This window comes from Pollutimonas subterranea (assembly GCF_002849655.1).
Classification (GTDB): Bacteria; Pseudomonadota; Gammaproteobacteria; order Burkholderiales; family Burkholderiaceae_B; genus Pollutimonas; species Pollutimonas subterranea.
The window spans coordinates 142,060-164,306 of record NZ_PDNW01000001.1 but is presented as its reverse complement, the minus strand read 5'-3'; the positions used below and the strand labels follow the sequence as shown (position 1 = coordinate 164,306).

Here is a 22,247-nt window from a genome sequence, read left to right as displayed (position 1 = left end):
AGCATGAATACCTTCACGTCGACACGGGAAAGCGCGATCTCATGGCTCAATACGATTCTGTGCGAACGCCTCAGCAAACACCTGAAGCTTTCGAAATGTAAGCCAGGGCACCTTCTTATAACGGTGCACGGTAGTGGGGCCGGCATTCGGATCAACTCTGAACCTGCGACCTTCTCGCAGGCGGGCTCCGGCTTACCCTGCGGCAGTTGGGATCCACAGGCTGAAGGCTGGCAATCCGCCCTGTGCCTGCCCTTACCCACCCCGGGAGCGACAACCATTTCCGGGCCGCTGATCGAGAAGACCGACACCGGCTATGTCATTCACTATGACATTCTGGGACTGGTTTACTGGATGCTGTCGCGCCACGAGGAAGTGGGCCGCATCGACCTGGACAAACACGGGAGATTCCCGGCGCGTTCCTCGCATGCCTTCAAGCACGGCTATCTGGAACGACCAATCGTCGACGAATGGCTCGCGATACTGGCTCAGGTGGTTCAGCGCACATGGCCGCAACTGGAACTCGTCAAGTCTGAATTTTCGGTAAGGGTTTCGCACGATGTCGATACGCCCGCCCGCTATGGTTTCTCCAGCATTGGAAGATTGCTGCGCACTATGGTCGGCGACGTACTGCGAAGGCGTGAGGTGCTCGAAGCGCTACGCGCGCCCCTGATATGGGCGCAATCGAAAGAGAAACTGCATAGCTCCGACCCCTTCAATACTTTCAACTGGATCATGAGCACTTCCGAGCGCTACAAGATCAATAGCGCTTTCTATTTCATTTGCGGCAAGACATATCCGGCTCGTGATGCGCGATATGACATCCGGCACCCGGCTATCCGGGAGCTCATGCGCCGTATCCACGTACGAGGTCATGAAATAGGCCTGCATCCCAGCTACAACACCTACAAGAGGCCCGACATCATTGCCTCGGAAGCGCGTGTGCTTATGAGGGCCTGTAGCGAAGAAGGCATAAAGCAGGCCAGCTGGGGAGGTCGCATGCATTACCTGCGCTGGCAGACTCCCGCAACGCTATACGGCTGGGAGCAAGCCGGCATGGCCTATGACAGCACGCTTACCTACGCCGACCGCCCCGGCTTCCGTTGCGGTACATGCCATGAGTACCCAGCCTTCGATCCGGTTGCCGGCACGGCGCTTCAGTTGCGCATCCGTCCACTGATCGCCATGGAATGCACCGTTCTCGCACCCCGCTACATGAACCTGGGTTCCGGCGACATTGCCCTGAAAAAATTCATTCAGCTGAAGCAGTCCTGTCGCGCCGTGAACGGCAACTTTACCTTGCTGTGGCACAACACCTTACTGGAGCGTCATCAGGAACGCACTCTTTACGAGCACGTACTGGCTGCGTAGACCACCGCGACTCCCTACACGAAACTCCGGCGCGGTTACCTGATTATGAGCACGGACATGAGCGAACGAAAGAAAAGAATTTTACTGATCAGCTGCTTTTTTTATCCGCAGAATCGAATACCCGTGCTCAGAATCGGGCAGTGGGCCAAGTATTGGGCTTCGGAAGGCCATGATGTCACGGTGTTGACGACAAAAAAATATGCCTTCATGGGTCCGTTTGGGCTGGATCCGAGTCTTCCTGAAGAAGTCCGGGTTGTCGAGGTCCCCTGTTTGCCGCAGTTTCTGGAACGCTCGGCCATGCCGGCCATTGGACACGGCAAGAAGCAAACCGCAGGAAAATCCATAAGTACCGAATCGAGCATCAAGAAGAAAGTACGAAGCCTGCGCGGCTATATCGGCTCCAACGTCGACATTCATGATTTCTGGGTCGGACCCGCCTATAGGGCCGGCATGCATCTACTTGCGGAAAACCGGTACGACGCCATAGTGAGTTCTTATTCGCCACCGGCCGCGCATCTCGTCGCCAGCAAGCTCAAGAAAAAACACCCCGACCTTATCTGGTTTGCCGACTTCCGTGACTTATGGGCAAACAATCACATTACGTCGGCGAAAGGCGTATTCAAATGGATGGAAAGCGCCAGGGAAAATCGCTGCCTGCGCGGGCGTGCCAACGCGATCATCACGGTATCGCGACCGCTCGCCATCGATTTGCAGGCACGCCATCCCGAATTGCCGGTCTGGGTCATTGAAAATGGCTTTGACCCCCAGGAGTTTCCCAGATGGATGCAGGTGGTATCCGCAGGGCCGCAACTGACGGGAAACATCACTATTTGCTATGCCGGTACGATCTATCCAAATCGGCGCGATCCCACGCCCTTGTTCAATGCCGTCAACGAACTGATCGACAGCGGAGAGCTAAGTCCCGAGAAAATCAAGATCGAATTCTATGGGCAAAACGAACAAGAGCTGTCTGAAATAATTCAGCGCACCCGCGCCAATCGGCACAATATCATCAAGATAAAGGGATTCGTCACGCGCCAGGTTTCCCTGGAAGCGCAACGCCGCAGCGACCTGCTGTTACTGCTGGAATCGGGCGAACCACTTGCCAAAGGCATGCTGACCGGCAAAGTGTTCGAGTATCTGGTCAGTGGCATACCCATTCTGGCCGTTGGCATCGACAACACGCATGCCGCCGGCGAGCTGCTGGAGAACACCGGTACCGGCTACTGCTCCAGTGACACGGACGAACTCAAGCGCCTATTGCTGGCAGCCATAGAGCTCAAGCATTTCAGCTTCTACCGACCACGCAAGGACCTTATTGCCAGATTTTCCAGACAGATACAGGCCCGCTCGATTATTGATCGCTTGGCAGCATTCCAGGGAGCGGCATCGTGTTGACCGGGCTGAAGGCGTACTACCTGTGCGCTTCGCTGCTGCTGTTTTTGTTCGCCATCTACTCGAATAAAAACGCCTTGCACGCTTTCGGCTATGGCGTCGCACTGAACATATTTCCCCTGGCCTTATTGCCCGAGGTATCGATGGATATAGCGCGGGTTGCAGGCATGCCACTGGCCTATCTGCCAGTCACCGCCGCAGGGCTCGCCTTGGCGGTACGCAACCATGCACGCCTGCCGCAATCCTACAGACTCTTGCTGACGCTTGCCTTCATCTATTGTGTTTACGCCTTTTTTACCACCTTGATCATCGGCGGAATGACGGTCGCGAACATGGCGTACTGGGCAGCATGGCCGCTGAACTTCCTTATCTTCTTTTCCGCAGCGGCGTTCTTTTCACGGACAGACATACAGACAGCAAATAAAGTCATCAAAGCGACGACTACCATTTTGGTGCTCGGTTGCCTGACGGGACTGGCGCGCTATGGCCTCGGTATTGCGCCAGACGCAAATTTCATGCCGCTGGTGAACCGCAACGGCACAGTCGTGTTCATTGTCATGGTGTTCCCGCTGCTTTTCTATACCTATAAAGAGCAGGAGAAAGCCAGGGGATGGCTGTTGTTCTGCATAGGCTGCATATTCGTCACGCTGGCCTTCACGTTCTCCAGATCGGGAATCATCGGTATGTTGGCGTGCATCCTGCTGTACTACATGCGGCTCACGCTCTCGGGCTTGGCAAAAACGGCAGCCGTTGTTCTTCTGATCGCGACCATTGCGTACAGCGGTGTGGCAGACAAATCACTGCAACGACTTGAACGTGTTCTCGTCACTTCGCAGATGTTGATACATGGCGAAAACCTGGATAGCAGCATGAACGACTACAACCGCGTGATGCTGCTGCAGGGCGCCATCGCCACGGCCAAAGACAATTTCTGGTTCGGAACCGGGCTGGGGCTGCAAAACTACCAGAAGGCCTTTCACAAAGTCAGCGATTACGGGCACGCATCCAAGGCTCACAACTTCTACATTTCTTACTTTGCCGAGCTTGGAGTGGTGGGCTTCTCATTGCTGATGCTCATTCTCTATCTGGTCTCGCGCAAGCTGTACCCACTCTCCAGCCGACACAAAGCATTCAAGGTTTCATTTCTCGCAATGGCGCTGATGATGACCATGAATGAGTACATCCTTATGCCCGAAATCTGGTTTTTCTACGGAATGCTGGCGGGAATGTCTCGCATCGGCGGCTACATGGCGGCGCCTTTCCAGTTCCGTCAATTGCCGGAACAGCTGTTCAATCGTGTTCCAAATCGGAGTCCCCATGTCTAAGAAGTATGGCTCGTTGGAGCGCAGGATTGCCAAATTCCTCGGGCAGTTTCCGCTATTGAAATCGGCCGTCAAGGCCGCCTATGGCCGCCTGGTCTTTCTGCGGAACAGGCCGGCCAGCAAGACGGTATCGGATCACCGGTTTCTACCGGTCGGCGACGGCATCCTGAATACCTTCTTCGGCTACTACGATAAAACGCCGCTATCCAGTGCGGGCTTCCTGCTTTGTCACTCAACGACCCATGCCACAGACCGCAAGCCGGACAGCAGCAAGACGCTGGATATTCTGGTTTTTTCGATCGATGACTTGAAGCAGCCGGTACTGAGTGTAAAGACCCGAGTCTATAACTGGCAGCAAGGCGCCCGCGCACATTGGCTGGATGCCGACGCCTTCATCTTCAATGACTTCGACGCGTCGAGTCAACGTTATATCAGCCGCGTCTTCTCGTTGAAGGAAAAAGGGGAAGTCAGGCGATTCGATTTTCCGGTACAGGACTCCTTTCGCGGCGACTACTTCCTTTCCATCAACTATCGGCGCATCCAGTCTTTGCGGCCCGACTACGGCTACCGCAACATGCCGGGCCTGGACGACCGCGACATGGCAGACCTTACACAAGACGGGATATGGAAAATCGACCAGGAGACCGGAGAATCGTCACTGTTGTATTCCATCGCCGATGTGTGCGAGATCGCACCCGATCCCCGCTTCAATGCCGCCAGGCACAAGATCAACCACGTCATGATCGCGCCGGGCGGCGACAGGTTCCTGTTCCTTCACCGCTATTTTCTGGGCAAGCGAAAGTACGACCGCCTGTTCCTCGCCGCTGCGCATACCCGTGACTTGAAGATACTGGCCAACTACGAGATGGTGAGCCACTGCTTCTGGATCAATGACCATTCCGTGATCTCTTTCATGCGTGGGCCATCGGGCCACGATGGTTACTACGTGCTCAACGTCGACGATGGCAGTATCAGCCCCTACTCCAACGGCAAGCTTGACTCCATGGGCGACGGCCATCCCCACGTCCACGATGACTGGTTCATTACCGATACGTATCCCGACAAGTCGCGTATGCAGCATCTGTTCAAGGCCAGCCTGTCTACAGGCGACGTGCAGGAAATCGGACAGTTCTTCCAGCCTTTTGAATTTCACGGGGAAACCCGCTGTGATTTGCACCCGAGGGTGTCGCCGGATGGCAGCAAAGTTTTTTTTGATTCCGTATTCAACGGGAAGAGAAAGCTCTACGTGTTGCAGCTTCATGCTTGAATCACGTCGCGCTTCCTGATTTCCACTACTCCAGTGGGGTTAAACCATGTCTTTCTCAGTTCTGATGTCGGTCTATCACGCCGAGAATCCCGAGTTCCTGCGCCAGGCGCTTCAGAGCCTGAACGACCAGACGCTCAAGGCCGGCGAAGTGGTGCTGGTGGAAGATGGGCCTTTGCCGGATGCACTGACCCATGTCATTGACGCCTTCCGCAGCGCGCTGAATATCCGCTCCGTTCAGCTTGCCACCAACGGTGGCCTCGCACGCGCCTTGAACGAGGGTCTGAAGCACTGTAGCCACGATCTCGTCGCACGCATGGACAGCGACGATATTTCGCTACCGGACAGGTTCGAAAAACAGATCGCTTTCATGCAGCGCAACACCGATATTGCAGCCAGCAGTACGGCGCTCGATGAATTCGATGAAAATGGCATTGTTTTCTCTTCGCGAATCTTGCCGCTGACCCACGAAGAACTCGCGAAGTTTGCCAAGACGCGCAGCCCCATCAGTCACGCCGCCGCCGTGTTCAGGAAAACGGCCATTGAGGCAGTGGGAGGTTATCCCCCGTTCAAGCGATCGCAGGACGTTGCGTTGTGGTCGCTGCTGATAGTGCGGGGATACCGATTGGCCAATCTGCCCGACAAGTTGTTCATGGTCCGGGCCGGTGCGGGATTCATGGCGCGCAGCGGACTACCTAGTTTCAAGTATGAATATGCGGTTATTTGCTATCAGAGGAAAATCGGCTTCCTTTCAATCTTCGATTTCGTCAAGAATACCGCCATCAGGTTCTTGCTGGCCGTCGCCCCCGCCCGCTTCAAGAAGGCGCTTTATTCGCATGCCAAGCTGGACCTTGGCGCCCTCTGGAAGGCGGCTCCGAAACGAACATTCGACCTCGTTTTCTCGTTCCTGGGCCTGGTTTTCCTATCGCCGCTGATCCTGTTGGCCTGGGTCGCCGCGACGCTGGACACCCGCAGCAATGGCCTTTTCGTTCAGGAACGTATCGGGCGCGGCGGCAAGAAGTTCAACATATACAAAATCAAGACGATGCGTGACCGGGCGGATCCGGGGACATCGATAACCACCTCGTCCGACCAGCGGATAACACGCAGCGGTGCTTTCCTGCGCAATACCAAGCTTGATGAGCTGCCGCAATTATGGAATGTACTGGTCGGAGACATGAGCTTTGTCGGACCGCGCCCCGACGTTCCAGGCTATGCCGATGACTTGCAAGGCGAGGACAGGATCATTCTTTCGCTGCGGCCCGGCATCACGGGGCCTGCGTCGCTGAAATACAAGAACGAAGAAGAAATCCTGGGCCAGCAAGCGGATGCCCTGCGCTACAACAGGGAGGTCATCTGGCCCGACAAGGTAAAGATCAACAAAGAATATATCCGCGAGCACAGCCTGCTTAAAGATATCAAATACATCATCAATACCGTTGCCCGGGGAACACCTGAGTAGTCGACCCTGCAACGCCATCCCTGTCCTGAAATGAGAAGGTGCGCCCATGCTTAACACCCCTTTTCCACCGTGGCCAAGCTTCACGACGGAAGAAGCCGATGCGGTTCGTGAAGTCATATTATCGAACAAGGTCAATTATTGGACCGGTCAGGAATGCCGCAAGTTCGAGCAGGAATTCGCCGCCTGGACCGGCTGCCAGCATGCCGTTGCGCTGAGCAATGGCACGCTGGCCCTTGATGCGGCCTTGAAAGCCCTGGGCATTGGACCCGGCGACGAGGTCATTGTGACGCCTCGTACCTTTCTTGCGTCGGTTTCGTGCGTTATCAATGCCGGCGCCAAACCCGTGTTCGCCGAAGTGGATCGCGACTCGCAGAACATTACCGCCTCCACCATCCAGGCCGTTCTCACTGAACGGACACGGGCCGTGATTTGCGTGCACCTTGCCGGGTGGCCCTGCGACATGGACCCCATCATGGCATTGGCCGACGAGCGCGGGCTATACGTCATTGAAGACTGCGCACAGGCACACGGCGCTCACTATAAGGGCAGGCCTGTCGGTTCAATAGGCCATATCGGCGCCTGGTCGTTCTGCCAGGACAAGATCATGACAACCGGCGGCGAGGGCGGCATGACAACCACGAACGATCAACGCCTATGGTCGAAAATGTGGTCGCTGAAGGATCATGGAAAGAGCTGGGATGCACTGTACAAGCAGCAGCACCCGCCCGGTTTCCGCTGGCTGCATGAAAGCTTTGGGACCAACTGGCGGATGATGGAGATGCAAGCGGCCATAGGTCGAATCCAGTTAGAGCGCATGCCCCGCTGGCATGCATCACGGCTCGCATTGGCCCGACAGATCTGGGCGACAGCGGAGCAACTGCCTGGCCTTCGGGCGCCCATGCCTCCGTCCGATATCACCCATGCCGCGTATAAATGCTATGTTTTCGTCGAGCCCGAAGCACTGGGACCCGGCTGGAGCCGCGATCGCATCATGGAAGAGATCAACGTGCAGGGAGTACCGTGCTACTCGGGATCGTGCTCGGAGGTTTATATGGAAAAGGCATTTGATGCCACCAATTTTCGTCCGGAGCAACGCCTGCCGATCGCCAGGGAGTTGGGGGAAACCGCAATGATGTTCCTGGTGCATCCGACGCTGGGTGAACAGGAAATCGAGAAAACGTGCAGCACGTTGACGCAAGTGATGCGGCAGGCGGTCGAAAAACATGTTTACGTTTAGAAAGTTCAATTTCAGAGGCGAATTCTTCAAGAACGTCATCACGCTGATGACGGGAACCATAGCAGCCCAACTGTTCACCGTTGCCGTCAGCCCTATCCTGACCAGGCTCTACACACCGGCCGATTTCGGGGTCCTGGCCTTGTTCACGGCCATGAACGCCGTACTGAGCATTGTGGCGGCCGCCCGTTACGAAACGGCCATCATGCTCCCGCGTGACGATGGCGACGCCCTGAATATCGTGGTGTTGTCGGGTGCCATTACGCTGATATTCGTTACTCTGCTGCAGGCGGGCATATTTGTATTCGAAGCGCAAATAGTGGCCGTCGCGGACACCCCTTTAATGGGTAAATGGATCCATGCCTTGCCATTAAGCGTGGCCCTGACCTCATGCACGCAGATTATGGTTTTTTGGAATAACCGCGGCAAGCGGTTTCGCCAGCTGGCCACGGCCCGGGCGCTTCATGGAATCGGCATTGGAAGTACGCAATGCCTGCTTGGATACGGAGGCGCCAGTTCAATCGGGCTGATTATCGGGCACATAACAGGACATGTACTGGGGCTGATCGCACTGGTCAAAGCGAATCTTGCATCCATGGCGGAACAGCGCCATTTCGTCAGTTCAACGGCGGTCAGGAGCAATGGCAAACGATATCGACGCTTTCCATTGTTCTCCATGTGGGGCGCACTGTTCGACAGCAGCGCCACACAAGTTCCGCTATTCGTTGTTGCCAGTTTTTATTCGGCGTCCGAGACGGGATTGTTTGGGTTCACCGTAAAGGTGCTGTCCCTACCACTGTTTCTAATTTCGAGCGCAATCTCCGAAGTCTTGTATCAGAAGACGACCCAATTGGACAGCACAAGTCCAGCGGCATTGGGTCGCTATATCGTCGGCATCTTCATCCTTCTAGGATGCATTGCAACACCGTTCTGCGCCCTATTCATGCTGTATGGCGTTGAAATATTCTCCTTTGTATTCGGCCAAAACTGGGCACGGGCCGGCGAGTTTGCTGGCCCGCTGTCGGTGGCGGCCGGGGTACGTTTCATGGTCAGTCCACTGAGCGTGGTGTTGAACCTAAACCACAACGTCAAGAAAGCGGTGGGATGGCAAGTCACTTACTTCTTCACGCTTACCGGAGTACTGCTTCTGTGTTCCCAGCAAAGCATCAGTTTCTTGCTGGATGCCTTTGTGGCACACGAAATCGTCTTGTTCGCCCTGTATTTTGGAATCATCCTCAGGGCAACACGGCATCGAAACACCGGTGAAAGCGAGACTCCCGCAGTCGATGTGCTTGCCACTGGTCAAGCCATGAGCAGCGCGTCGACGAAGTGAAAAAAACAATCACCAGAAACCCAATAGTTTTGGCACGGCCAAGGAGATATTTATGTGCGGCATCACTGGCGGCTGGTGGGCTGAACCACCGCGCGATCTGCATGGAAGACTGGCAAACTCGCTCAGCAAGCTCAAGAAGCGAGGCCCGAACGACGAAGGCAGCGAACTGTTCGACGTTTGCAACGGCCAATTGGCATTGGGGCACACCCGACTGTCGATCATTGACTTGAGTGCCGCGGGGCATCAACCCATGCGTACCCGAGGCGGACGATACAGCATCGTCTTCAACGGCGAAATATACAACTACCGCGAGCTCAGGCAGGAGTTGATCCTGCTCGGCCATGCCTTTCACTCCGACTCGGACACCGAGGTACTGTTGAAGGCCTGGCAACAATGGAACGTCGAGTGCTTGGTGCGCCTGGAAGGCATGTTTGCCTTTGTCGTCTACGATGCCAGCAAACGGACCTTGAGCTGCGCAAGAGATGCTTTTGGCATCAAGCCATTTTATTTCGAACAGAAGCCCGACTCTTTCCGTTTTGCCTCGGAACCCGCCGCGCTGTGCACGCTGCGGCAAGACAGAACCCAGGCGAACTGGCAACGTTGCTACGACTACTTGGTGCATGGCGACTTCGACAATCAGCAACAAACGTTCATCAACGGAATCCAGCAACTACTGCCGGGGCACTGGATGGAGGTCGACCTGAGCAACCCAGCCGCCAGTACGCAACAGACCTGGTGGCAGCCGGACCTCACCCAAACCAGCTCGCTTACTTTCGACCAGGCCGCAGAAGCTGTCCGCGAACAATTTCTTCACAATGTGCGGTTGCACCTGCGCAGTGATGTGCCCCTGGGCGCGGCGCTTTCCGGCGGCATCGACTCGTCGGCAATCGTCTGCGCAATGCGATACCTGGATCCCAGCCAGCCCATCAATACGTTCAGCTACATCGCACCGGGATACAAGCAATGCGAGGAAGGCTGGATCGACCGGATCAACCAGTTCACGGGCGCCAAGGCACATAAGGTGAGTGCCTCCGGTGAAGACCTGGCCCGCGACCTGGACAAATTGATTCATCTCCAGGGCGAGCCATTCACCAGCACCAGCGCCTACGCGCAGTATCGCGTGTTCCAACTGGCTCATGAGAACAACATAACCGTCACCCTGGAAGGACAAGGCGCCGACGAGTTATTGGCAGGCTATGCCGGCTACCCCGGACACAGGATGCTGAGCATGCTCGAGTGCGGCGACCTGCCTGGTGCCGAGCGCTTCGCCAGGAACTGGGCCCGCTGGCCGGGACGCAGCTATGGGCGGGCGTGGCAATACCTGGCAGCCATCACTCTGCCCGACAGCTTGTTCGGGGTCGCCAGCAAAGCGATGGGGCGCAGTTTCACGCCATCGTGGATCAACGCCGAGGCGCTTGCCGATGCGGGCGTCAGCATGGTGTTTGAACGTGAGAAAACGCTGCCCAGCGCCAAAGGCCGCCGCGTCATGGAACGACTCGCGAGTTCATTGACAAACCGGCATCTGCCGGGCTACCTGCGCGAAGGCGACCGCAATTCCATGCAGTTCTCCCTGGAGAGCCGCGTGCCGTTTCTGACCTTGCCCCTGGCCAACCTGTTGTTTTCACTGCCGGAGCATTATTTGATATCCCGCAGCGGCGAAACAAAAAGCGTTTTTCGTGCCGCCCTGCGTGGCATCGTGCCGGACGAGTTACTGGACCGCAAAGATAAGATAGGTTTCGAGACGCCGGAATCATCGTGGTTTATCGAAAAATCCGAAAGCGTTCGACAGTGGTTGCAAACGAGCCATGACATCCCCTTCCTGAATGCGCGGGCCTTGCTGAGTCAGTTCGATTCGATTGCCAGCGGTAAAGCGCCATGTACCACACAAGTGTGGCGTTGGGTCAATTTCCTTAAATGGTACGAACAATCGGGCTGCACCGAAAATGGCTGAGATATCCGTCCTCGACTACGGCACTGGAAACGTCAACTCTGTCATACGAATGATAGAACGGGCTGGCGGACAAGCACGCCGAATCTCTTCACCGGAAGAAGTGTCGGAGTCGGTAAAGCTGATACTGCCCGGCGTCGGCGCCTTTGATTACGGCATATCGCAACTTCATGCACGCGGCCTGATTCCGGCGCTGACCACGATCGCGCTGGAAAGGTCTATTCCAGTATTGGGAATATGCCTGGGAATGCAACTCATGTGCGCGGGAAGCGAGGAAGGCACCATGCCCGGCCTGGGCTGGATCGATGCCCGGGTTCGGCGTTTTTCATTCGCGGACGATTCCAGGCTACGCGTGCCGCACATGGGTTGGAACACCGTTCAGGTGCCCCGGGAAAATCCTTTGCTGGCGACGGACGAGGGCGAGCAGCGCTTCTATTTCGTGCATTCCTATTTTGTGTCGTGCAACGACCCGAACGACCCTATTGCCATCACAAATTATGGCAGGCAGTTCGTGGCGGCGTTTCAACGAAACAATTTGTCCGGCGTGCAGTTCCATCCTGAAAAAAGCCATCGTTTCGGACTAAGGCTAATCAGCGCGTTCGTGGGGCTTCCGCATGCTTAAGCACCGGGTGATACCGGCACTGCTCCTGCGCGATGGCGGCCTGGTCAAGACACGTAGATTCAAAGACGCCAAATACATTGGCGATCCCATCAACGCGATCCGCATCTTCAATGATAAGGAAGTGGACGAATTGATCGTGCTTGATATCGATGCATCGAGGCGCGGCCGTGTACCCGACTATGCAACGATAGAACAGATCGCGGGAGAGTGTTTCATGCCTGTTTGCTATGGCGGTGGAATCCGCTCGGTAGACCAGGCCGCACGGCTGTTCAACCTGGGGATAGAAAAAATATGCCTGCAGTCCGCGGTCTTTGATCAACAGGATCTCATCTCACGAATCGCCGATCGGTTTGGCAGCCAGAGCGTCGTCGTCTCAGTGGATGTCAAGCGTGACTGGCTAAAAAAGCCCATGCTGTATGAAAGCCGTAGCGGGCGCAAGCGCGAACAAGACTGGCTGGACTTCACTCAAGCCGCAGTCAAAGCGGGTGCCGGCGAAATACTTATTGCCGCAGTAGACCGTGAAGGCGCGATGACAGGCTACGACCTGGCATTGGTCCGGCAAGCCGCCGAAGCGCTGAAGGTACCGCTGATCGCCCTGGGCGGGGCGGGAAGCCTTGCTGACATCAAGGCAGTCATCGACGCCGGCGCCTCGGCGGCTGCCGCCGGATCGTTATTTGTACTTCATGGGCCGCACCGGGCCGTGTTGATTACTTACCCGCCCTATGCGGAGCTTGAAAAACTTCAGGAGCACTAGCAATGAGTCGACCGTACCAAGTATGTACCCGTTGTGTCATGGACACGACCGCGTCGGATATTAATTTCGATGCCCAAGGGGTCTGCAATTATTGCAGCCAATTTCTCGTCCTTTCCAAGGACGTCATCCATCAGGACCCAATCGCCAAGAAAGCGGAGCTGGACCACCTTGTCGCCCAGATCAAAGCGGCTGGGAAAAACAAGCGCTATGACTGCATCGTGGGCGTATCCGGCGGCGTAGATAGCTCATGGGTGCTGTATCAGGCTGTCAAGCTGGGATTGCGGCCTCTTGCTGCGCATATGGACAATGGCTGGAACAGCGAGCTGGCACAGCACAATATCGCAAACCTCGTGCAAGGCCTGGGTGTGGATCTGCACACTCATGTCATAGACTGGCCCGAATACAAGAAGCTGATGCAGGCGTTCTTCGACGCCGATGTCATTGATGTGGAGTTGCTCTACGACAATGCGATGCTGGGGGTGAATTATCGGCTGGCCGTCCAGCACAGCACTCAATACATTCTCGCGGGCACCAACCAGGCCACTGAAGGCATGCGCATGCCGCCGGGCTGGAACTGGTTCAAGTATGACAAGACAAACATCAAAGCGGTGGCCCGCAACTTCGGCAAAGTGCAGATGAAGACCTTTCCCGTGATCGGTACCATGGATTATGTGCGGTATCGCGTCTTGAACCGCATTCGATGGACATCATTCCTTGACATGATGCCGTTCAATAAATTCGAGGCGCTTACCGAGTTGACCGAGAAGTATGGCTATAAGCCATACCCTTACAAGCACTATGAATCCATATTCACCCGCTTCTACCAAGGCTATATTCTTCCGAACAAGTTCGGCGTCGATAAACGCCGCCTGCATCTGGGAACACTCGTGGCCGCGGGGCAACTCAGCCGCGAACAGGCACTCGAAGGTCTTGAAGGAATAGCGTATGCCAGCGACGCAGACCTGGAACGCGATAAGCAATACTTCATCAAGAAAATGGGCTGGTCCACGGCAGACCTGTCGGCCTACCTGAGTCGCGACCCAAAACCGCACAGCCTTTACGGAACCGAACAGCCATTGTGGAACTTGTTTCAGCGCAGCTATACAACGCTTTGCCGGGGCCAGGCACGATAATCCGGCGCACTTGGCGCCGGCTTCGTGCTTATGCGGTCACGGCCTGCACGCAAAACGTCTTCACCGCATCGGCAATATCCGCAAGCTCCTGTTCGGTCAAATGCTCACCGATCGGAAGGCTCAGCAGGTGGCCGTCGTTGCGATTGGCGAACATATGCTGGTCCGGCTCGCCCAGGTAGCGGTAAGCTTGAAGCTTGGGTAGTGCAATCGGATAATGTACCCCGGTCTGTATGCCACCCTCTTTCAGGAAAGCTGCCAACGCCTCACGCGATGGGGTACGCACGACAAATAGATGAAAGGCATGGCGGCACTGATCGGCGATACGAGGCAATACCAGGCCATCAATATTCTCGAGCTGAGCCGAATAAAACGCGGCCACCTCATTGCGACGATCTATCCATGCATCAAGATAGCGAAGCTTGACCGTAAGGATGGCAGCCTGGATTCCGTCCAGCCGACTATTGCGGCCCTCGAACTGGTGATCATACTTGTCGATACGGCCATGGTTGGCGATCATGCGGCACTGCCGCGCCAATCGTTCATCATTGCTCGTGATGGCCCCGCCATCGCCATAGGCGCCCAGGTTCTTTCCTGGATAGAAACTGAACGTTCCAGCATGCCCGATGGCACCGACACGCCGGCCCTTGTATTCGGCGCCATGCGCCTGCGCGCAGTCTTCGATAAGCTTCAAGCCCGACTCATGGGCCACTTCCATGAGCGCATCCATGTCACATGGATGGCCGTAGAGATGGACCGCGATGATGGCAACGGTTCGCGATGTAACGCGACTGCGCACATCGGCCGCGTCGAGGGTATAGGTGACGGGGTCCACATCCGCAAACACCACCTTGCATCCGCTACGGGTCACCGCCTCGCTTGTGGCGATAAAGGTGTTGGCGGGCACGATGACTTCGGCGCCGCGAGGAAAGTTCATGGCCTCGAGCACGATCTCGATGGCATCCGTGCCATTGCCCACACTGACGCAATATTCCGCCTGCTGATACGCGGCGAACTTGCGCTCAAACGTCTCCACCACCTCACCGCCTATGAAAGCGGAGTCCCGTATGACGCCTGCGATGGCCTCATCGATTTCGGACTGCATGTGTTTGTATTGGGAATGTAAATCAAGAAATTTGATCATGGAAGTCTCTTATCTTACGTGCGGGACTACCTGCATAAACGCCAGGCGCGACAATATCTCGTGTTACCACTGCACCGGCACCGACTACCACGTCATCGCAAATCTGTACCGGCAGTACGGTCGCGTTGGTGCCTATCGATACCCTGTTGCCTAAACGGGTCGCCATCCACAGCGCCTTGTTGCCGCGCGCAGGCCCGCCGTGGCTGAACAGGTCATTTACAAACTTGGCCCCGTGGGAAACAAAACAGTCTTCACCGATTTCAACCAGTTCACACACAAAGGCATGAGACTGTATGCGGCTCCGGTTGCCAATTTTGACGCCGCTCTGGATTTCGACGAAAGGGCCGACAAACACATCGTCGCCCAGCGTGCAGCCATAGAGATTAACTGGATTGACCAAGGTAACCCGGGCGCCGAACTTGACGTTGGCGACGGAGACGTTTCTTATGCTGGGCTCGTTCACTACGAGGCTCCCAGTTTCGAATATTTGGGACGAAAATGCAGTTTTACTTCACGTCCGGTTTCTATCGATTCGTAGATCGCATTAATGAGCTCCAGGCTTTTTCGTCCTTCGAGACCATCCACCATGTGTCTTTTCTGATTAACGATGCAATCGACGACGTGGCCGTAATAGGCCTGGTGGCCAAACCCATACACGTTGGGTGGGTTGACCGAATACTTTTCCATAACCTCATCGTCTTCAGGTTCCGGTTCGACAAAATTCCAGACCTTCATTTCGTTGACGGCAAATCCCCCGATTTCCACCGCGCCTTTTTCTCCGAGTATGGAAATAGAACCTTCAAGATCCTTGGGCCTTACCGCCGTGGTCGCTTCTATGCAGCCCAGCGCGCCATTGCGAAAATGCAGTATTACGACAGCGGTATCTTCCGCCTCGATATGGGCGAGTGCGGTGCTGCTCATGGCGACGACGCTATCCACCTCGCCCATCATCCATTCAAGCAGGTCTACATGATGGCTGGCCTGATTGGTGAGCACGCCGCCATCAAGCGCCCATGTGCCTCGCCACGCGTCCTGGTCATAATAGGACTGGGGACGACACCAGCGTACGCGTACGGTTCCCATTACGAGCTTGCCGAAACGGCCACGCTCCAGTGATTCCCGCAGTTTCATGACGGGTACATTGAAGCGGTTCTGCTTGACCACGAACAGCTTGATCCTGGCCCGGTCACACGCCTTGATCATGTCGTCGGCGTCGTCGAGGGTAAGGGCCATCGGCTTTTCCACGACAATATGCTTGCCATAGGGTGCAAGTTCCTTTACGTGCCGCGCATGATGTCCGCTCTCGGTAAGCACCACAACAACGTCAATGTCGATCTCGCGCATCATGCGATGCATGTCGATGAAACCCGGCACGTTGAAATGCTCGGCGGTGCTGGCCGCCCGCTCTTCGACAATATCGCAGACCGCCGCAAGCTCGGCGCCGGCAATCTGGTTCTTTCCCAATAATTCGGCGTGTCGCTTCGATATCCGGCCGCAACCGACCAATGCGAATTTCAGTGTCATGCCACCCTCTCGATAGTCAACTCAGTTGCCCGGGAAGCCCGGCCAATGCCGAAGTACTCAATGCCTTTCAAGCCATCATCATGCAGGTCGAAAATATTTCGGCCATCAAAAATGACCGGATTCCTGAGTCTTGCTTTAATTGCATCGAAGTCGGGGCTTCTGAATTCTTTCCATTCGGTTGCGATGATCAGGGCGTCCGAATCGTCCAATGCGACCATGGGGTGCGCGGCATAGGACAACTGGCCATCATGGTGACTAAATACCCGCCGGGCCTCGTCGATGGCTGCCGGATCGTAAGCAACAACCTTCGCCCCCAGCCGCAAAAGCGCCGCAATAATCACCCGGCTCGGCGCTTCCCGCATATCGTCGGTATCAGGTTTGAACGCGAGCCCCCACAACGCGAAAGTGAGGCCGGTCAGATCCGGGCCGAAACGCGCCACCACCTTGTCGACCAGGACGGATTTCTGCCGCTCATTTGCCTGTTCGACGGCGGTCAGCACCTTCAATTCCCCGCCAACCGCTGCCGCCGTACGAAGAAGCGCCTGTATGTCTTTTGGAAAGCAGGAGCCCCCATACCCGCAACCCGGATAGAGAAAATGCCATCCAATCCGCATATCTGAACCTATTCCCTGCCGGACCAGTTCAATGTCTGTGCCCAGCTTCTCCGACAGCAAGGCAAGTTCATTCATGAACGATATCCGGGTAGCCAGCATGGCATTTGCCGCGTATTTGGTCAGCTCGGCAGAGCGCGAATCCATAATGAGCAGGCGATCGTGCTTGCGCTGGAAAGGCGCGTAAAGGGTACGCATGATATGAATGGCATTCGGGTCATCGGAGCCGATAACGATACGGTCGGGGCGCATGAAATCTTCAATTGCCACGCCCTCTTTCAGGAACTCCGGATTCGACACGACGCTGAACTCGATGTCGGCGCTTCGGCGGTCCAGCTCTGCGCGGATCACCGCTTCGACCTTGGTGGCGGTGCCGACAGGCACGGTGCTTTTATCGACGACCACTTTGTAGTCGGTCATGTACTTGCCAATATTGCGGGCTGCACCAAGCACATACTGAAGATCGGCGGAGCCATCTTCATCGGGAGGTGTTCCAACGGCAATTAACTGCAAGGTGCCGAATTCGACGGCCCGCTTGACGTCCGTCGTAAAATTCAGCCTTCCGGCGGCTACATTCTTTTTTATGATCTCGTCGAGCCCCGGTTCATAAATGCATATACCGCCCGCCTCCAGCAAAGCGATCTTCGCGGGGTCGATATCAAGACAAAGAACATCATTGCCGACGTCGGCTAGACAGGCGCCCGTTACGAGCCCGACGTAGCCGCTGCCAATGACCGTAACCTTCATACGTTCTCCTCTCAACTCTGCGCGTGCGGCCGTTAGCGTTGGCGACCAGAGTCCCACCTTCTGTTCGTTAAGTATTTGATACAGACGTTATTGAATGCATCATAGAGAGGAACAATATGTACGCACATCAGGCCTTCGGCTTAATCCGCGCAGCGGTTCGGGAACTTGCCGCGGCTAGACGTCTTAGCCCGTCTGGCGTATGTCTTGCGGTTCACACACTACTTATTATTGGCGTATGAAAAAAGACGTTTCCGAACACCAGCCGGGAAACGATACGAACGAATAAATCAGGCGCAAGAAAAGGAGAGGGGAGGGATGAGCTACATCGCAACCGGCCGCGATCCTGCGGAGTTACTCCCTGCATCATCCAAGCGCAGCACTTTCCGTGGCCGCCTTCTAGCCTTGCCCCGGAGCCAAAAACGCGTCCTTCAAATGGCTGCGGACACTTTGCTTGTCTGGCTGGCCTTATGGCTTGCATTTTACTTGCGCCTGGACGACATGAGCGCCGCGCGGCCTTTCGGTGGACATGCATGGCTGTTCATTGCCGCGCCGCTGCTTACCTTGCCGGTCCTTGCACGATTCGGACTCTATCGCGCCGTCCTGCGCTACGTCGGCTATCAGGCCTTGTCAACCGTGGCCGTCGCGGTAAGTATTTCGGCTTCGTTGCTGGCCGTCGCGGTTTTCCTGTACCCGGACCCGCCCGCCCTTATTCCGCGCTCCATCGTTATCATCTACTGGATGCTCTGCATCATATTCGTCGCGGGTTCGCGCATCGCCCTGAAGCAGTACTTCCGCGGCAAGCCTTTTACTCTCTCATTCCGGCCTGATTCCATTCGTCACGTCGATCGCAATTCCGGCGGAAAAATCCGCGTTGCAATTTATGGCGCCGGCGATGCGGGCAACCAATTGCTGATGGCACTGCGGTTGGGCAATGAGCGGCATGCCGTTGCGTTCATTGATGACGACCCTGACCTGCAGGGCCGCATCATGGCCGGCGTGCCGGTATACGGAGCACAGCAACTCGATGCCTTGGTCAAGGAACGCCATGTACAAGAAGTATTGCTGGCCATTCCTTCAGCCTCGCGCGCAAGGCGCGCAGAGATTGTCGACCTGCTGGCTCCCTACCCTTTCAGTGTTCGCACGGTCCCGGGCTTCATGGACTTGGCCAGCGGCCGCGTAAAGGTACAGGACCTGCGCGACGTGGATATTTCGGATCTACTGGGGCGCAATCCTGTGCAGCCGGACGAAGAGCTTCTGGAGCGGTGCATACGCAACCAGGTCGTCATGGTGACTGGAGCCGGAGGCTCGATAGGAGCCGAACTATGCCGCCAGATAGTGCAAAGCCGGCCCACCACGCTGATCTTGTTCGAACAAAGCGAATTCAATCTGTACAGCATACAAAGCGAGCTGGAAGCTTTCATACATTATTCCGGACAGCCCGATATCAAGATAGTACCGGTACTCAGCTCCGTACGGAACCAGGATCGCCTTTTCGACGTCATGTCGATCTGGCATGTCGACACTGTCTATCATGCCGCCGCCTACAAGCATGTGCCCATGGTGGAGCGCAATATCGCCGAAGGTGTCATCAACAACGTTTTCGGCACCTTGTATTCGGCCCAGGCGGCGCTGAGAGCCGGTGTCAGCAATTTTGTGCTGATATCCACGGACAAGGCCGTACGTCCGACCAACATCATGGGCAGCACCAAACGGCTTGCGGAGCTGATCCTGCAAGCCTTGGCTTACGAGACTATGCCCCGCCCTTACGGGTGGGAGGACGAGCCGGCCATTCACAACCGGACTCGCTATTCGATGGTGCGATTCGGCAATGTGCTGGGGTCTTCCGGGTCGGTCGTTCCCCTCTTCCGCCAACAGATACGCAGCGGCGGTCCCGTCACCGTCACACATCCTGAAATGACACGCTACTTCATGACCATACCGGAAGCCGCGCAACTGGTCATCCAGGCGGGCTCCATGGGTGAAGGCGGCGACGTATTCGTACTGGATATGGGCGAACCCGTAAAGATTGCGGATCTTGCAAGAAAGATGATTGCGCTTTCCGGCCTGAACGTACGCAGTGTGCTCAATCCCGATGGCGACATCGACATCACGTTCGTGGGCCTGCGCCCAGGCGAAAAATTGTATGAAGAACTCCTCATCGGCGACAATGTGAGCCCCACTGAACACCCGATGATCATGCGCGCACACGAGAAACGACTGGATTGGGAGCAACTGAAGCCCATATTGGCCGATCTGGGTAACGCGGTGAAAAACGACAACTATCCGCGTATACAACAATTATTCGTCGAACTGGTTGATGGTTACGTGCCGGAAGACGCGATGGTGGACTGGATACACCTTCAGCATACCGCCGCGAGCCGCGTCACCATGGATAATCAAACTGTGCTGCAGCCCCTGCCGGCAGCCAATGCGCAGTTCGAAGCATGACCCGTGAGTAAAGGTAAGCAATACTGCGCCACGACAGCGGTTGGTTGCATTTGGATTCGTTTTACCCGGGCCAGCTAACAACTGTGAAACGGAAACCCGGACACAATGAGGCACTTAGATTAACAATAAGGTGCTGTCATGAAAAGACTGTTTTTGGCTGGAGCGGCTGCATTGGCAATGCTGGGTTCATCAGCAGCGATGGCGCGGGTCGATGTTGATATTTCCATTGGCGTGCCAGGCGTCATCTACAGCGATCCTGGCTACTATCACCCGCCAGTAAGATATGTAGAGCGCCCCCGCGTGATCGTCGTACCGGAGCGTAGATACCACCGACCGGTAACGGTATATGGTCCACGCCATTATCGGGACGATTATCGTGATGGCCGCCACTACAAGAAGCACCACCATAAACATCGTGGCAAGCACCACCATAAACGCGGGCATCGACATGATTGAACCGCGCCCGTGACAACAAAAAAGCCGCAGCTGCGGCTTTTTTGTTGTCACGAAACCGCCGGCCTTCAGGGCGTAAGGCTTGCCGCTCCACCCATATACGGACGCAGGACATCAGGAAGAGCCACACTACCGTCTTGCTGCTGGTAATTCTCGAGCACCGCGACCAGCGCGCGGCCGACGGCCAAGCCAGAGCCGTTCAATGTGTGTAAGTATTCCGGCTTACCCTTATCGGCACGATATCGGGCCTGCATGCGGCGAGCCTGGAAGGCTTCGCAGTTGGATACCGAAGAGATTTCCCGCCAGGTATTCTGGGCAGGCAGCCACACTTCCAGGTCGTAGGTCTTGGTCGCGCCAAAGCCCATGTCGCCACCGCAGAGCAATACTACCCGGTACGGCACGCCAAGACCTTGCAAGACGGCTTCGGCATGACCCACCATTTCTTCGAGTGCATCGTAAGAGCGCTCGGGATGCACGACCTGTACCATTTCAACCTTGTCGAACTGGTGCTGTCGTATCATCCCTCGCGTATCGCGCCCACCGCTACCAGCTTCGGATCGAAAGCACGGCGTATGCGCGGTCAATTTCACAGGCAGGTCTTGGACGGGGGTGATGGTACCCCGAAACGATCCAGCCAGCGTGATTTCGGAGGTGGAAATCAAATAGAGGTCTTCGCTGGGAACGGCATTGCCCTGCTCATCGAGATTCGGTTCGTTGTCCTGTCCGCCTTTGGTCACCCAGAACATGTCGTCCTTGAATTTGGGCAATTGCCCCGTGCCAAAGAGTGTGGAGCTGTTGACGATATACGGTGTATAGCACTCTTCGTAACCATGCTCGGTGGTTTGCAGATCCAGCATGAATTGAGCCAGCGCCCGATGCAGGCGGGCCATCGGTCCGCGAAGCATCATGAACCGCGCACCGGACAGTTTGCGCGCCGTTTCAAAGTCCAGGCCCAGGGGCTCGCCCAGGCTGACGTGGTCTTGAGGTTCGAACGACAAGGGTTGGGGATTGCCGTTAGCATCGGCCTGCACGTGGCTGGGCAGCCAACGTCGTACCTCGACATTGTCGTCGCTGGATGCCCCGGCCGGCACGCTCTCGTGAGGCAGGTTGGGCAGCGTCATCAACCATTCGCCGAGCTCGCCCTGTACGGCGGAGAGATCCAGTTCGAGTTGCTTGAGACGGACCGGAATTTCCTGCGACTCGGCCATTTCCTTGTTTGCATCTTCACCTTTGGATTTGAGCTGGCCAATCAGCTTGGATACCGCATTGCGGCGGGCCTGCAATGCCTCGGTCTCGACCTGCAGCGATTTCCGACGCGCTTCAAGCTGGCTGAAACGTTCAGTGTCGAACGAGACACCGCGAATGGCCAAGGCCTTGACAACCGAAGGCAGATCTTTACGCAACTGATTGGGATCTAACATAAACAACCAAATGTGGATTAAAAGGAATGGATGGTACCGGTCATAGACCGACAGCGATTTTACCTGC

The 22,247-nt window shown here is 56.0% G+C and carries 18 protein-coding genes; 13 read left to right on the top strand and 5 right to left on the bottom strand.

Annotated features, from left to right (window positions below):
- The first annotated feature begins 3 nt into the window (after window positions 1-3).
- Genes CR159_RS00745 through CR159_RS00695 form a run of 11 tightly spaced genes read left to right on the top strand, consistent with a single transcriptional unit; the run spans window position 4 to window position 13,835 of the window.
- A complete protein-coding gene (locus CR159_RS00745) occupies window positions 4-1,368 on the top strand; it encodes a polysaccharide deacetylase family protein (protein ID WP_199173194.1) in 1,365 nt (454 codons plus the stop codon).
- A gap of 57 nt (window positions 1,369-1,425) precedes the next feature.
- Window positions 1,426-2,766, top strand: a complete 1,341-nt coding sequence (locus CR159_RS00740; RefSeq protein ID WP_158238480.1) for a glycosyltransferase — start codon at window positions 1,426-1,428, stop codon at window positions 2,764-2,766.
- The gene (locus CR159_RS00735) at window positions 2,760-4,088 is read left to right on the top strand and encodes an O-antigen ligase family protein (RefSeq protein WP_102072088.1); all 1,329 of its coding nucleotides are present in this window, start codon (window positions 2,760-2,762) and stop codon (window positions 4,086-4,088) included. The genes CR159_RS00740 and CR159_RS00735 overlap by 7 nt, the downstream gene beginning before the upstream one ends.
- Window positions 4,081-5,352 (top strand): TolB-like translocation protein, encoded by a 1,272-nt coding sequence (locus CR159_RS00730; protein ID WP_102072087.1) that lies wholly within the window; start codon window positions 4,081-4,083, stop codon window positions 5,350-5,352. Before CR159_RS00735 ends, CR159_RS00730 begins: the two co-directional genes overlap by 8 nt.
- A 46-nt stretch (window positions 5,353-5,398) precedes the next feature.
- The gene (locus CR159_RS00725) at window positions 5,399-6,811 is read left to right on the top strand and encodes a sugar transferase (RefSeq protein ID WP_102072086.1); all 1,413 of its coding nucleotides are present in this window, start codon (window positions 5,399-5,401) and stop codon (window positions 6,809-6,811) included.
- 46 nt (window positions 6,812-6,857) lie between these two features.
- Window positions 6,858-8,048 (top strand): DegT/DnrJ/EryC1/StrS family aminotransferase, encoded by a 1,191-nt coding sequence (locus CR159_RS00720; protein WP_102072085.1) that lies wholly within the window; start codon window positions 6,858-6,860, stop codon window positions 8,046-8,048.
- The gene (locus CR159_RS00715; RefSeq protein ID WP_102072084.1) at window positions 8,035-9,378 is read left to right on the top strand and encodes a lipopolysaccharide biosynthesis protein; all 1,344 of its coding nucleotides are present in this window, start codon (window positions 8,035-8,037) and stop codon (window positions 9,376-9,378) included. Before CR159_RS00720 ends, CR159_RS00715 begins: the two co-directional genes overlap by 14 nt.
- Window positions 9,379-9,430: 52 nt before the next feature.
- Window positions 9,431-11,329, top strand: coding sequence for an asparagine synthase (glutamine-hydrolyzing) (gene asnB / locus CR159_RS00710; protein WP_102072083.1), 1,899 nt, complete (start codon window positions 9,431-9,433; stop codon window positions 11,327-11,329).
- Window positions 11,322-11,948 carry an imidazole glycerol phosphate synthase subunit HisH gene (gene hisH / locus CR159_RS00705; protein WP_102072082.1) on the top strand — a complete coding sequence of 209 codons (627 nt, stop codon included), beginning with the start codon at window positions 11,322-11,324 and terminating at the stop codon, window positions 11,946-11,948. The genes asnB and hisH overlap by 8 nt, the downstream gene beginning before the upstream one ends.
- The gene (locus tag CR159_RS00700; protein ID WP_102072081.1) at window positions 11,941-12,702 is read left to right on the top strand and encodes an AglZ/HisF2 family acetamidino modification protein; all 762 of its coding nucleotides are present in this window, start codon (window positions 11,941-11,943) and stop codon (window positions 12,700-12,702) included. Before hisH ends, CR159_RS00700 begins: the two co-directional genes overlap by 8 nt.
- Before the next feature lie 2 nt (window positions 12,703-12,704).
- Window positions 12,705-13,835: an N-acetyl sugar amidotransferase gene (locus tag CR159_RS00695; RefSeq protein ID WP_102072080.1), complete on the top strand. Its 1,131-nt coding sequence runs from the start codon at window positions 12,705-12,707 to the stop codon at window positions 13,833-13,835.
- 28 nt (window positions 13,836-13,863) lie between these two features.
- On the opposite strand, the gene CR159_RS00690 is transcribed toward CR159_RS00695, so the two are convergent.
- From CR159_RS00690 to CR159_RS00675, 4 genes are read right to left on the bottom strand one after another with little or no spacing between them, the layout of a single operon-like run.
- Entirely contained in the window at window positions 13,864-14,976 is a 1,113-nt protein-coding gene (locus tag CR159_RS00690; RefSeq protein WP_102072079.1) for a DegT/DnrJ/EryC1/StrS family aminotransferase, read from the bottom strand.
- Complete coding sequence (locus tag CR159_RS00685; protein ID WP_102072078.1) at window positions 14,960-15,439, bottom strand: DapH/DapD/GlmU-related protein; 480 nt, start codon at window positions 15,437-15,439, stop codon at window positions 14,960-14,962. Before CR159_RS00685 ends, CR159_RS00690 begins: the two co-directional genes overlap by 17 nt.
- Window positions 15,439-16,500 carry a Gfo/Idh/MocA family protein gene (locus CR159_RS00680; RefSeq protein ID WP_102072077.1) on the bottom strand — a complete coding sequence of 354 codons (1,062 nt, stop codon included), beginning with the start codon at window positions 16,498-16,500 and terminating at the stop codon, window positions 15,439-15,441. The genes CR159_RS00685 and CR159_RS00680 overlap by 1 nt, the downstream gene beginning before the upstream one ends.
- The gene (locus tag CR159_RS00675) at window positions 16,497-17,858 is read right to left on the bottom strand and encodes a UDP-glucose dehydrogenase family protein (protein WP_102072076.1); all 1,362 of its coding nucleotides are present in this window, start codon (window positions 17,856-17,858) and stop codon (window positions 16,497-16,499) included. Before CR159_RS00675 ends, CR159_RS00680 begins: the two co-directional genes overlap by 4 nt.
- 315 nt (window positions 17,859-18,173) lie before the next feature.
- Here CR159_RS00675 and CR159_RS00670 point away from each other — a divergent pair, with 315 nt between their 5' ends.
- Window positions 18,174-20,306, top strand: a complete 2,133-nt coding sequence (locus CR159_RS00670) for a polysaccharide biosynthesis protein (protein ID WP_102072075.1) — start codon at window positions 18,174-18,176, stop codon at window positions 20,304-20,306.
- 138 nt (window positions 20,307-20,444) lie between these two features.
- Window positions 20,445-20,762: a virulence factor gene (locus CR159_RS21370; protein WP_143705431.1), complete on the top strand. Its 318-nt coding sequence runs from the start codon at window positions 20,445-20,447 to the stop codon at window positions 20,760-20,762.
- A gap of 65 nt (window positions 20,763-20,827) precedes the next feature.
- Here CR159_RS21370 and serS read toward each other — a convergent pair whose 3' ends face one another.
- Window positions 20,828-22,180: a serine--tRNA ligase gene (gene serS, locus CR159_RS00660; RefSeq protein ID WP_102072073.1), complete on the bottom strand. Its 1,353-nt coding sequence runs from the start codon at window positions 22,178-22,180 to the stop codon at window positions 20,828-20,830.
- Window positions 22,181-22,247 lie beyond the last annotated feature (67 nt).

Coding starts and splice junctions, on each gene's coding strand:
- CR159_RS00745 (WP_199173194.1), top strand. CDS start 4: ATGAATACCTTCACGTCGACACGGGAAAGCGCGATCTCATGGCTCAAT.
- CR159_RS00740 (WP_158238480.1), top strand. CDS start 1,426: ATGAGCGAACGAAAGAAAAGAATTTTACTGATCAGCTGCTTTTTTTAT.
- CR159_RS00730 (WP_102072087.1), top strand. CDS start 4,081: ATGTCTAAGAAGTATGGCTCGTTGGAGCGCAGGATTGCCAAATTCCTC.
- CR159_RS00725 (WP_102072086.1), top strand. CDS start 5,399: ATGTCTTTCTCAGTTCTGATGTCGGTCTATCACGCCGAGAATCCCGAG.
- CR159_RS00720 (WP_102072085.1), top strand. CDS start 6,858: ATGCTTAACACCCCTTTTCCACCGTGGCCAAGCTTCACGACGGAAGAA.
- CR159_RS00715 (WP_102072084.1), top strand. CDS start 8,035: ATGTTTACGTTTAGAAAGTTCAATTTCAGAGGCGAATTCTTCAAGAAC.
- asnB (WP_102072083.1), top strand. CDS start 9,431: ATGTGCGGCATCACTGGCGGCTGGTGGGCTGAACCACCGCGCGATCTG.
- hisH (WP_102072082.1), top strand. CDS start 11,322: ATGGCTGAGATATCCGTCCTCGACTACGGCACTGGAAACGTCAACTCT.
- CR159_RS00700 (WP_102072081.1), top strand. CDS start 11,941: ATGCTTAAGCACCGGGTGATACCGGCACTGCTCCTGCGCGATGGCGGC.
- CR159_RS00695 (WP_102072080.1), top strand. CDS start 12,705: ATGAGTCGACCGTACCAAGTATGTACCCGTTGTGTCATGGACACGACC.
- CR159_RS00690 (WP_102072079.1), bottom strand. CDS start 14,976: ATGATCAAATTTCTTGATTTACATTCCCAATACAAACACATGCAGTCC.
- CR159_RS00680 (WP_102072077.1), bottom strand. CDS start 16,500: ATGACACTGAAATTCGCATTGGTCGGTTGCGGCCGGATATCGAAGCGA.
- CR159_RS00675 (WP_102072076.1), bottom strand. CDS start 17,858: ATGAAGGTTACGGTCATTGGCAGCGGCTACGTCGGGCTCGTAACGGGC.
- CR159_RS00670 (WP_102072075.1), top strand. CDS start 18,174: ATGAGCTACATCGCAACCGGCCGCGATCCTGCGGAGTTACTCCCTGCA.
- CR159_RS21370 (WP_143705431.1), top strand. CDS start 20,445: ATGAAAAGACTGTTTTTGGCTGGAGCGGCTGCATTGGCAATGCTGGGT.
- serS (WP_102072073.1), bottom strand. CDS start 22,180: ATGTTAGATCCCAATCAGTTGCGTAAAGATCTGCCTTCGGTTGTCAAG.